Raw genomic sequence first — 10,778 nt, 5'->3', positions numbered from 1 at the left:
GTGAAAGGTAATAGGCTATAGGTGATAGGCCATGGGGCGCGGCGCAGTGTCATTGCGAGCCCGCAGGACGCGGCGTTTTGTCATTGCGAGCGGAGCGCGGCAATCTCATTCAAATACAGTCGTCAGCACGCAGCCGTCAGTTGGTAAAAATGCAGGCTAAGGTTAAGCAAACTGCCGGTTCTCAGCCTCAACCTCAGCCTGATTCTTCCTGCCATGAGCTATGAGCCATTAACTATGAGCTTCTCTTAATATACGGTAAAGCTCGCCTCCCTCGTATCCTTCGAATAGTCGGTCTGCACTACATAGCTGACCTTGTATGTCCCCTTCTTGGCATCTTTCGGCAGAAATATGGGGATGTTCGACTGATATGTGCCGCCCTTCCGTTCAACGGTCGTCTCGGGGTTGCCGAACTGGCTGTCGCCGATCCAGATCTCCCGTATCTCCCTGACCCGCGCAATCCCTTCCGATGTGGTCAACACGGCGTATGTCATGTTGAGATCGACCTTCTCGCCTGCCTTGACCTTCTTCGGCTGGACGTCGACGTTCTCGATCCTGACGTTGACGGTGCTGTCGTTATACGCGTAGGTCTTGTTTGTGTCTGCCTGCGTCCTCTTCGTATCGAAGCCATAATGCCCGACCACGCCGCCCAGGATTGCGCCGGCAAGACCGCCGATGATCGCCCCTTCCAGCCCGTGTCCGCCGGGAGCCACTGCGGCGCCGATCAGCCCGCCAAGCCCCGCGCCTATCGCGCCGCCTGCCGCTGCGCCCTTATGCTCTTCCAGCGTCGCGCAGGAAGCCATTGTCATGAAAGCAAAGATCGTTAAAACAACACAAAACTTTTTCATCGGTTCCCTCCATATAAAAATGATTCTACTATCCATCCTATCCTATTCAGGAAAGCCCTCGTCTTAAATTGCTTCTCCATACGGGAGAGTATATCACATCCGGATAATTTTTGATAAATCCGCAGAAAAAAGATCTTATCCCGCATATCGAGGGTTATACCCCCTCTCCTTTTCTGTTTTTCCATATACCTGTCAAGCCTCCGGAACATCTTTTCCATATCATCCGTAGTGACCGTTTTTTTACGCGCCCTGTCAAAATCGAGGAAGACAAGTTTTCCCTGCCCGGTAAGCAGGATGTTGTTTATGTGGAGATCGGGGTGATAGATCCCAAGCAGTTCAAGCGTCCTGAAGAGCCCGGCAAGGCTCTTTATGATCCTGAGCCGTTTTATCCCCGAGGTCATTCTCCAGACATCGAGCAGATCCGATGCGTCCTGAACAAATTCGGTGATAAGATAGAGCCTTTTTGCAATACCTGCCCTTTCTGCTACAACGCAGCATGGACGGACAACGGGAAAACCGTTTTCCGCAAGGCAACAAAGAATGCCGGCTTCATCGAGCGCCCTTTTTTCAGAACAAAATCTGTCCCCTGTGATCGCCCGGAACAGACCGCCGTGAAGGTATTGCCTGCATGCCATCTTCTTCCCATCGACGGATAAGAGCCTGATCCCTCCCCTTCCCTTATCGCGGATTATCTCGCCCCGTGACATCTGTTCTATGACTGCATGCGGGTCTGCGGGCTGACCGTAGGTATAAATGGTAAACCCGTTGTGGGTGATTTTTTCAGGGGAAGTCATCTTTCTTTGATTCTATCCGATATGGGACTTTTTTTCCACTACCGTTCTCAAAAACAAAACCATATTATTTCTGGCATCTATCATTATTGCGCATGGCAGGCATTATAACGTAGATTCATACGGGCACAAGCCCATGGCGCTGAGCATGCACACACTGAACGTGAATAACAGTGAAAGTGTCATTTCGATAGCTGGAGGATCCTGTAGGCGCCCCTGCCGACAAGTATGAAAACGATTGTCCCTGCGGTCAGGTCTGGTATCTTCGATCCTGTGAGGTACACGAATACGCCGGCAACGATAACACCGAGGTTTACAACGACGTCCATAGATGTAAAGATCATGCTCGCCTGCATATGCACTTCCTGACTTTTCGACTTTTGAAGCAGATACAAACACATTGTATTTCCTGCAAGGGCAAGCGCAGATACAGCGATCATCACATGAAAGTCCGGAGCCTCTCCATATCCCAGAAAACGACGGACAACCTCCACGAAACCTAATACAGCCAGCATCAGCTGGAAATAACCTGCGGCTCCGGCGACGTTCTTCTTCCGTGCGGCGGTTCCACCTACCGCGAACAACGAAAGTCCATAGACGATGCTGTCCGCAAGCATATCCAGACTGTCAGCGACAAGTCCCATCGAGCCGGCTATCAAGCCTGTGAAGATTTCCAGCACAAAAAAGAAGAGGTTGATGGCGAGGACCTGCCACAAGATACGTCTCTGCCGGTGGTGATCCTCCTCCGTATCTGTGGGTTCTACCACTTCGGAAGAAACAAGCTCCGTATCAAGCTGAAGACCTTCGAGGGCCGCCAGGATACTCTCATAATTGTTCCCGTGATACACCTCCAACCGGCGTCCCGGTATGTCAAACTTCAGGCCTTGAATACCGGCCATCCCTTCCAGTTTTACCCGTATCATCTGTTCTTCCGAAGGGCAGTCCATTTTCGATATTCTAAAGGTCGTTTTGAACATAGATTTTCCGGATCTGCTTTTTAGGCTACAGCCAATTTTTGATTATATACCTTTTATGCTTTTTGATGTTTACAACTGTCCCATATCTCCTGGGGGAGTATGATGCTTTTCGTCCCTGGAATGTTAAGGACCTTCGCTCCCGTGTTGAGGTCGATCCCTTTTCTCAGATATGCCTTGTATGCAAGCTGGCTGCAATAGAAGGCATCCTCGGTAGATGACTTGAAGAAATTGAGATTGTAAGGTTTACGAAGCTCTGCCTGTCTGAGGCAGTATGCCGCGACATCCTCCCGTATCTCCACCGCCCTGGCAGGATCTATATCTCCTGACGCGAGAGGGTATGCTACGCCGTAGAGAACATCGGCAAAAGGACCCCGCCGGTCCCTCATCCTTTTTGCATCCCACCTGTGGTCGATGATATCGAAGGTTATCACTTTTCCTTTAGCGCCTGCCTCAACACATCTGCCCCCGGGGCCGGCATAGATAACGATGTGGTCCACGTCCCCCGGTATGAGCTTGCCGATAAAGCGCCAGAACTGCCCGGTGATGTCGTCACTGCCGCCATCGGTCGTGCAGATGAGGTCTCCTGTCTGAACAACCAATCCTTCTATCTCATAGGTGTGAACCATGCCTATCTCCTATACTATCACACTATCACAAACTCTGGATGTCTGGTGCCTAAATATTAGGATAAGGTCTTGCTTTTTTACATATCTCTTTTTCTGACCTCCTGATCCTTCCCGCGCTTCACCCTTCTGTTTACTGCCGCCATTCACCTGCCGCGTGCCGGCAGAGAGGGTGGGGACAGTGGCCTCAAGGAGCAGGTGATAGTGATTTGACATAAGGCAGTGTACATAGCAGGCCCATTTAATATGAGGCAATTCGGCGAATGTTCTTGACACACAGATGCTGCCTTATTATACTTAAACTGCCGAAAGTTGCCAAAGCGCCTCTTCATATTCCCCACGGGACCTCTCTGCAAAACGGTTTATGGTGAAAGAAGGTAGAAAAAAATAGTTTTACTATAACATAAACCGGCAATTGGTCCGTGAGACTCTTTGAGTAACATATCGGGCATGGTGGGAAAAAGCAATGCGACAACGTACGACTATTTCAAAAGAAAGGGATTGAACGGTATATAAACTATTGATGTATATCAACGCCGCCTCGCACTATTTACCCGTAACAATCGTACCGAATGAATACTATGCAAAGCTGACAGGATTGTCGGACGAGTGGATCTATAAGCGATCAGGAATCCGGTCGCGGACAAGGGCAACTGCTGACGAAAATACGAACACCATGTCCGTAGAAGCAACAAAAGCCGCGATAAACCGGCTTCCCTATTCGGTGAAGGATATCGATCTGATCATCGGGGCCACATACACCCCGTACGATACCGTGGGGACGCTGGCCCATGCAGTACAGCGCTTCTTTGGTATCCCTGCAGCACGCGTCATTTCCGTTTCTTCTGCGTGCTCCTCGTTCTTGAGCGCGATGGAAATCGTTGAAGGCTATTTCGCCACAAATAAAGCACGCAAGGCGCTTGTCATTGCTTCGGAACATAACAGCGCCTACAGCGACGATATGGATGAACAATCGGGCCACCTGTGGGGTGACGGCGCCGCGGCTGTATTCATATCAAAGGACAAGGCTTCCGAAGAGGATATAAAGATCCTTGATCTGAATACAACGGGGCTCGGTCATATAGGAAAGGGTATCGAGGGAGTATATTTGAGGCCCAACGAGGGCGGGCTCAAAATGCCCTTTGGCAAAGACGTCTTCACCAATGCCTGCAAGTACATGGTGTTAGAGGTAACGGACATACTGAAAAAAAATCGTCTGACGCCGGAAGAGATCGTTCACCTTATCCCCCATCAGGCCAATTCAAGGATCATCGCCCAACTCGTGAAAGCCCTTGGATTGCATAACGGCGAGTTGATCATGAATATGGAAGAAACCGGCAACACGGGATGCGCAAGTACCATGATCGCCCTTTCACAGAGCTGGAAAAGATTCCGGAAAAGCGAACTGATCGTCGTCACTGTTTTCGGCGGCGGATACTCAAGCGGCGCTATGCTGTTGAGAAAGTAATAAAAGAGGCATTGAACATGGAACCCTTCGCAGAGGCATTGCCCTCCTTAGTCATTAAAGGAAAAACAATAAAGATACCCATTATCCAGGGCGGCATGGGGGTCGGCGTGTCACTCTCTCCGCTTGCCAGCGCCGTTGCAGAGGAAGGGGGCGTCGGTATCGTATCGAGTGCAGCCCTTGACAGGCTTGTCTCGAAAAGGACAGGCAAGAGACATACCACGTATGAAGCCATTTTCGAGGAAATATCGCAAGCGAAGGCAAAGGGCGGCGTATCGGGGATCAACATCATGGTTGCCCTGATAAGGACCTACGAAGATTCGGTAAGGGGCGCTATCGACGCAGGGGCGGATGTTATCATTTCCGGCGCAGGACTGCCAATGAGCCTGCCGGTCATCCAGAATCCGGGCGATACAGCCCTCATCCCCATCGTCTCTTCGGCAAGGGCTCTTGAACTCATATGCAAGAAATGGGAACGGGTAGGCTACAGACCTGATGCCGTTGTCCTCGAAGGACCCCTGGCGGGTGGTCATCTGGGGTTCAAACTTGAGGACATATATCTCGAGTCGAACAAGCTTGAAAATCTGCTGCCCCCTGTAAAGGAGATGGCAGAAAAGTATGGTGGTTTTCCTGTCATCGTAGCAGGAGGCATCTACACGCATGATGATATTGTCAGATTTCTAAAAATGGGTGCGAACGGGGTACAGATGGGAACACGTTTCCTCGTTACGCAGGAGTGCAGCGCATCTGACGCGTATAAACAGGCTGTCATTAACGCGGGAAAAGAGGATATCGTCGTGTCGCACAACCCCGGTTCCCCCTGTGGCCTGCCGTTCATGGTTATCAAAGGGTCACCCATGTTCCGGAGCGCGCTTGAGCAGAAGAGAAAACCGCGGTGCAATAAGGGGTATGTATTGAGACCCGACAGGGAAGGAAATTTCACGCAGTGCCGCGCGCGACTCGATGACGGCGGCGCCTTTTGCATCTGCAACGGGCTCCTCAGCTCCGCCGGATACAACCCCCTTGAGGAAGATCCCCTCTACACCGTCGGCGCTAACGGTTATCGCATCGACAGGCATACAACCGTGAAAGAGCTCATGGCCGAGTTGACGGGCAGGACTAACGGGGACTGACGTCTAAAGGCATCTGATTTGCGATTGCTGATTTCCGAATGCCGAATATAAACAAAACAAAGAGTAACCTGGCGGGGAAAGTTATTTAATTTAAACCAGGACGTCCCCCACTCCAATCCTTATTTTCCACTGCGCGTAAGGCCATCGGGTTGCGTTCTAATCTCTTTTTCATCTCTTGCGTTGAGCATACTCTTTCTTCTGCCTATGCTATAGGCGTCTATCATGGAAAAAAGCCAACAACATACAATGAATAAAGAAATGGCTTTAGAAACAATATCATTGCGCGCGGAATGTGAGGCGGCAAGGGTTAGCATGGTGTTCGCATCAGCGGCCCCGGCCTCAATTTGCTTCAGGCTCTCCATAACACCAACCGTTGCTATGCCAACGATGATGATCAGTCCCAACAATACAGGTATCAGAATGATGAGTCCCCGCAGGTATCGTTTGAGATAAATCTGGCCCAGGCCGGGAAACACAAAGCCTGACAACAGGGCGGCCTTCACTGCAGTTTTCATGGTCCACCTCCTGCCAATAATTTCAGATTGATCGTCATCCCATCCTCGCCCAGCAGATAAGGCGAATGGAGGACGCCCTTGAAGTCCTCCCACTCGGGATCGAGGTGGGTGAGGATGACCCGTTTGGGCTTTGCCTCCCTGGTGAGCTTCTCAAGTGTTTCGAGGTTCATATGTCCCTTCATTGTCCTGTGCGGGAAAGAGCATTCCGTGACGAGGAGATCGGCCCCGGCAGCAAGTTTCACGAGGTTCTTTGAATAGGCCGTATCGCCGGTGAACGCCACGGTCTTCTTTTCGCTGATCCTTACGCCGATGCTCTCCCTGTTATGCTTAACCGGATAGGCCTCAACGGTAATGCCATCGAGCTGCAGTGTATCTCTTTTCATGCTGACGATCGAAAGCTCGTAAGACTTCGGCTCTATCCAGCGGTAGATCTTCTTGAGCCCGCTGTAAAACCTGTGTATCCCCGGCCCCCCGATAATCATCAATGGTTTTGTCCTCGCCTCTTCGCCGTAATTGCATGCGAAGAGAAAAGTCGACAGGTCTGCCGTGTGATCGACGTGAAAATGGGTGATGACAACGACATCAACATCAAGCACAGAATAACCGCATTCCAGGAGTCTCCTCACGACCGCAGGACCGATATCGATCAATATCTTCTGTCTTCTTGTGGTCAGCAAATACGAGGAAGAACCCCGTTTAAGGGACGGCGTCGATGTCCCTGTGCCGAGTATTGTCAGTTTCATATCCGGTAACCAGCCAAATCCTTTATACCACAAATCCTGTCGCCGTCGAATAAAAATAGCAGAACTCTATATTATCTTTGGCTATTTTCTATTGACAAGAGCCGCATTATATCATATAAAAACAGCGCGGCGGTGTAGCTCAGATGGTTAGAGCATGCGGCTCATATCCGCAGTGTCCGGGGTTCAATTCCCTGCACCGCCATTTTATTTGTAGCTTTCGTGCAAACAAGAAGAATTCAAAACATAGAGAAACTCAAGAGGTGCCTTCATGAACAAAAAAACAATCACCGTCATCGCAGTGGCCATACTATTTGTCGTAACGATCCTTCTCCCCTGCCCGATATCGGCCGCTGAGAAAAAATCTTCCCGGTCTGCTCCGGTCAAAGAGACTGCCATCAACGATTCTAACGTCCAGGGTCTTGTAAAAAAGATAGACGAACAACTCAAAAAGAACGACTTCGTAAGCACCCTCGGCCCTTCGCTCAAGATAAACGATTTTGCAAAAGACGTACTGGCCTCCGTAAAAACCGTTCGCGCCTATTATGAAAAAGCGATGAACGATGCGGCAACGCCGCAAAATGATAAAGAGACCATCTTGCTGAAATTACAAAGGCTCGAACAGGTTGAAGGCAGGTATAACGGCATCTATGAAACATCTACCTTCAATCTCGGTTATATCTATGCTAAAAGAGGTGACGCTGAAAGAGGGAGGAAATACCTGTCGGAATACATAAAGATCACCCCTTTTTCCATAAAAAAAGATTCCAGATGGATGAAAGCAAAAACCCTCCTTCTTGAGCTCTATGGCCTGGAAGGGGAATTCTAAGAAAAGTGGAAGATATACAGGCCGTCGCTGAAGACATCATTGCGCAACTCGGCCTGACCCCTTCTGTCAAGAGTCTCTTCATTGAAAAAACCGATTCACCCTGGCAGGAAAAGGCGCTAATAAAAAGAAAAAAGGAATATCTCGATGTCAAGATCATCATCTGGGACGATGACACCTTTTTATACGGGAGAGTCTACCGCCTGTTTCTGTATGTTCAGGATGTCTTGAACCCGGCCTTTCAGTATGATCCGAAGATAACACCTGATGAAGACAAGGAACCCGGCGTGCGGGATTGTTATAACCAGATATGGAGCCTTTATGTGGACAGCAGGATGGAACGGCTCAATATCGAGAACTTCTATGACCGCATACTCAGGAGAAACCTGTTCATAGACATGGCGAAAGAATTTTCATGGGGCGATGCAGACAAAATCTTCCAGGGATTGTGGGAAAAAGAAACCTACACCTACCCTGAGATCGTTGACTATGCCGCTCACCTTAACAGGTTTAGCGATCAGCCAGGGGCTGCATCTGTCGAGGTCGATATCAACAGGTGCATAAAAGAACCCTATGTAAAAAATCATCTGGAACGGATATCCTCGAAAACTTTGCAGGATACGACAAACGAGCTTTTGAGTTTCACGGCGTACAACTGTAAGGACACGCAGATTGAATCATCACACTATGGGATCTCTTTTCTCTACCAGAGAAGGGTCTTCATCGAGATCATACCTTCCCGGGAGAATAATCTCTTCATCACAATACTCGATCCGGAAACGAACAGATATGAAACCCATGCATACAACGAGGATTCTGATATTGCAACGATTCAGAAGACTATCCGGGAAGGATACGAGAAGGTCCTGCTCTACGGGAAACAACCTTGAACGTGAAAGGCAGCTCATGAAGATCGTATATCGTAGTTCGTATATCGTATATCGAGATTCCCAAAAGAACGCTCGGCGTAATGCGTTCGGCGATTAAACCCCTTACGCTTTGATGTTCATCGTTTTTTTGCAGTTCACAATATACGACATACTATATACGATATACGTTTTCTATCAGCTGTTAGCCGGTCGTTCTCCTCAGCCTCTGCAACGCCAGCCCGAAGGTATACTCGTAGAGGTGGAGACCTTTGCTGATGGCGGTAATGGTGCCGTCTTCAACGCCTATCTCATGGCACATATATTCTTTGAGAAGCTGTATGGCCGCAAGATTCGATGGAAATCCGGCCCAGAGGTCCCAGCTCCTGAAGTAGAGCACGAAATGTAACCTGCCGTTCATAAGCCGCGTATCGATGAGCCGCAGACACGGCGGATCCTCGAGGGCTATATCCTGGGGCATGCCCACTTCCATGATGGCCTGGTTTGTCCCGTATTTGCCTTCTTTGTAAATCCTTATGACCTCCATGACCGGATTGATACCGATGGCGTACTCCTTTCCGTCAATACAGACCTTGGGGTTTGTGAGCCTTTCTCCGTATGTATAAAGCTCATTCTCTGCCTTTTTGTCCGTCATCAGGTACTGAAGATATTCTTCAACGTATTCCATTGATGCAGGAGCGGGTATACCCAGCTCAGAGGGTATGTCCGGGACAAGCGGCTGCGTACCCGGATACGTGATATTGACCATGACCAGGTCGAACTCCCTCCTCTTTTGGCCCTCAAAGGAGCCCCTGTCAATGACATACTCATGGACTCCGTCATCCTCGAAGATTCGGTAGATGCACTGAAACCATGCATCGGGGAGATCTCTCGCTTCAATGTATACGGGCTTCATTTTCCCTCCTGATAGGATTCACTCCTTGCAGCGTAAGATATTATCAAATAATTTGAAAAACAGCACTAAAAAGTATTATGATTATCACGCCGGGAGGTCGATATGTTTGTAAAACAGATACAGGTCGGCAGTTTTGCAGTCTTCGCATATATCGTGGCGTGCAAGGTCACAAAGGACGCCCTCGTTATCGACCCTGCGGCGGAATGTGAAAAGATCCTGAAGGAGGCCGCAGACAGAGGATACACGATCAAATACATCGTCAATACGCATTGTCATGTAGACCATATCATGGGCAACAAAACGATGAAGGACCTTACCGGGGCAGAGATCATCATCCACGAAAAAGAGGCCCGCAGCCTCGTCAACCAGTCATCGTATTCATTCAGCATGTTCGGCGGGGAACCCTCGCCACCGGCTGATATAACGGTCAAGGACGGGGATTATATCAATATCGGGGAGACCTCTCTCCAGGTAATCCATACGCCGGGCCACTCACCGGGAAGCATATCGCTCTACCACAAAGGCATGGTATTCACCGGAGACACACTGTTTGTCGGCGGCGTGGGAAGGACCGACCTCGACGGCGGTTCCTGGGAAGTGCTCCTTTCCTCTGTGAGAAACAGGCTCTTTGTCCTTCCTGACGATACGATCGTTGCACCCGGACACAATTACGGAGATACACCACGAAGTACCATCGGACATGAAAAGCAATATAATCCCTACGTGGGACAGCGGGGCGGTTATTAAAAGACTTTTCATTGCAGTCTTAAGTTGTCTTGTCTTTCTCTGCGCGTGCCAAACAGCACCTGTTGCACCTGTCAAAAAGGTTGAGCCACGGGTCGCCCTTGTCCTCGGCGGCGGCTCTGCAAAAGGGTTTGCCCACGTGGGCGTCATCAGGATACTCGAACAGGAGAAGATACCGATCCACATGATCATCGGCACCAGCGCGGGTAGTCTCATCGGCGGCATCTATGCCTCAAACCCGGACAGCTTTCAGCTCGAATGGTCAGCCTACGCAATAGACAAAAACGATATCCTCGACATCTCCATCGTCTATTCAAAAATGGGCCCTGTCCAGGGG

General features: G+C 49.8%; 13 protein-coding genes and 1 tRNA gene. 7 read left to right on the top strand and 7 right to left on the bottom strand.

All coding sequences use genetic code 11. The annotated features are described in order from the left end of the window. Window positions 1-245 precede the first annotated feature (245 nt). From PHU49_09620 to PHU49_09605, 4 genes are all read right to left on the bottom strand, one after another. Window positions 246-845, bottom strand: coding sequence for a hypothetical protein (locus PHU49_09620; GenBank protein ID MDD5244262.1), 600 nt, complete (start codon window positions 843-845; stop codon window positions 246-248). Next, window positions 842-1,639 (bottom strand): lipopolysaccharide kinase InaA family protein, encoded by a 798-nt coding sequence (locus tag PHU49_09615; GenBank protein ID MDD5244261.1) that lies wholly within the window; start codon window positions 1,637-1,639, stop codon window positions 842-844. The genes PHU49_09620 and PHU49_09615 overlap by 4 nt, the downstream gene beginning before the upstream one ends. A gap of 179 nt (window positions 1,640-1,818) precedes the next feature. Beyond that, the gene (locus tag PHU49_09610) at window positions 1,819-2,613 is read right to left on the bottom strand and encodes a cation transporter (protein MDD5244260.1); all 795 of its coding nucleotides are present in this window, start codon (window positions 2,611-2,613) and stop codon (window positions 1,819-1,821) included. A gap of 53 nt (window positions 2,614-2,666) precedes the next feature. Beyond that, window positions 2,667-3,239: a hypothetical protein gene (locus PHU49_09605; protein MDD5244259.1), complete on the bottom strand. Its 573-nt coding sequence runs from the start codon at window positions 3,237-3,239 to the stop codon at window positions 2,667-2,669. Window positions 3,240-3,759: 520 nt separating this feature from the next. Here PHU49_09605 and PHU49_09600 point away from each other — a divergent pair. Next, entirely contained in the window at window positions 3,760-4,704 is a 945-nt protein-coding gene (locus PHU49_09600; protein MDD5244258.1) for a ketoacyl-ACP synthase III, read from the top strand. 17 nt (window positions 4,705-4,721) lie between these two features. Beyond that, window positions 4,722-5,834 (top strand): nitronate monooxygenase, encoded by a 1,113-nt coding sequence (locus tag PHU49_09595; GenBank protein MDD5244257.1) that lies wholly within the window; start codon window positions 4,722-4,724, stop codon window positions 5,832-5,834. Window positions 5,835-5,953: 119 nt separating this feature from the next. On the opposite strand, the gene PHU49_09590 is transcribed toward PHU49_09595, so the two are convergent. Both PHU49_09590 and PHU49_09585 read right to left on the bottom strand, forming a co-directional pair. Next, a complete protein-coding gene (locus tag PHU49_09590; protein MDD5244256.1) occupies window positions 5,954-6,349 on the bottom strand; it encodes a hypothetical protein in 396 nt (131 codons plus the stop codon). Further along, window positions 6,346-7,092, bottom strand: coding sequence for a ribonuclease Z (locus PHU49_09585; protein MDD5244255.1), 747 nt, complete (start codon window positions 7,090-7,092; stop codon window positions 6,346-6,348). The genes PHU49_09590 and PHU49_09585 overlap by 4 nt, the downstream gene beginning before the upstream one ends. 128 nt (window positions 7,093-7,220) lie before the next feature. Here PHU49_09585 and PHU49_09580 point away from each other — a divergent pair. The 3 genes from PHU49_09580 (at window position 7,221) to PHU49_09570 (ending at window position 8,805) form a co-directional block, all read left to right on the top strand. After that, window positions 7,221-7,294 (top strand) — tRNA-Met (locus PHU49_09580). A 66-nt stretch (window positions 7,295-7,360) separates the two neighbouring features. Continuing rightward, a complete protein-coding gene (locus PHU49_09575) occupies window positions 7,361-7,918 on the top strand; it encodes a hypothetical protein (protein MDD5244254.1) in 558 nt (185 codons plus the stop codon). A gap of 5 nt (window positions 7,919-7,923) precedes the next feature. Beyond that, complete coding sequence (locus PHU49_09570; protein ID MDD5244253.1) at window positions 7,924-8,805, top strand: hypothetical protein; 882 nt, start codon at window positions 7,924-7,926, stop codon at window positions 8,803-8,805. Window positions 8,806-8,986: 181 nt separating this feature from the next. On the opposite strand, the gene PHU49_09565 is transcribed toward PHU49_09570, so the two are convergent. After that, complete coding sequence (locus tag PHU49_09565; protein ID MDD5244252.1) at window positions 8,987-9,697, bottom strand: thymidylate synthase; 711 nt, start codon at window positions 9,695-9,697, stop codon at window positions 8,987-8,989. Window positions 9,698-9,799: 102 nt separating this feature from the next. On the opposite strand from PHU49_09565, the gene PHU49_09560 reads away from it, so the two are divergent. After that, window positions 9,800-10,444, top strand: coding sequence for an MBL fold metallo-hydrolase (locus PHU49_09560; GenBank protein ID MDD5244251.1), 645 nt, complete (start codon window positions 9,800-9,802; stop codon window positions 10,442-10,444). Beyond that, on the top strand, window positions 10,398-10,778 hold a 381-nt coding region (locus PHU49_09555), incomplete at its 3' end, for a patatin-like phospholipase family protein (protein MDD5244250.1). The genes PHU49_09560 and PHU49_09555, both read left to right, overlap by 47 nt.

The organism is Syntrophorhabdaceae bacterium, assembly GCA_028713955.1.
Taxonomy (GTDB): Bacteria; Desulfobacterota; Syntrophorhabdia; order Syntrophorhabdales; family Syntrophorhabdaceae; genus UBA5609.
Note: the sequence above shows the minus strand (reverse complement) of the source record. Positions and strands in the feature narration are given on the sequence as shown.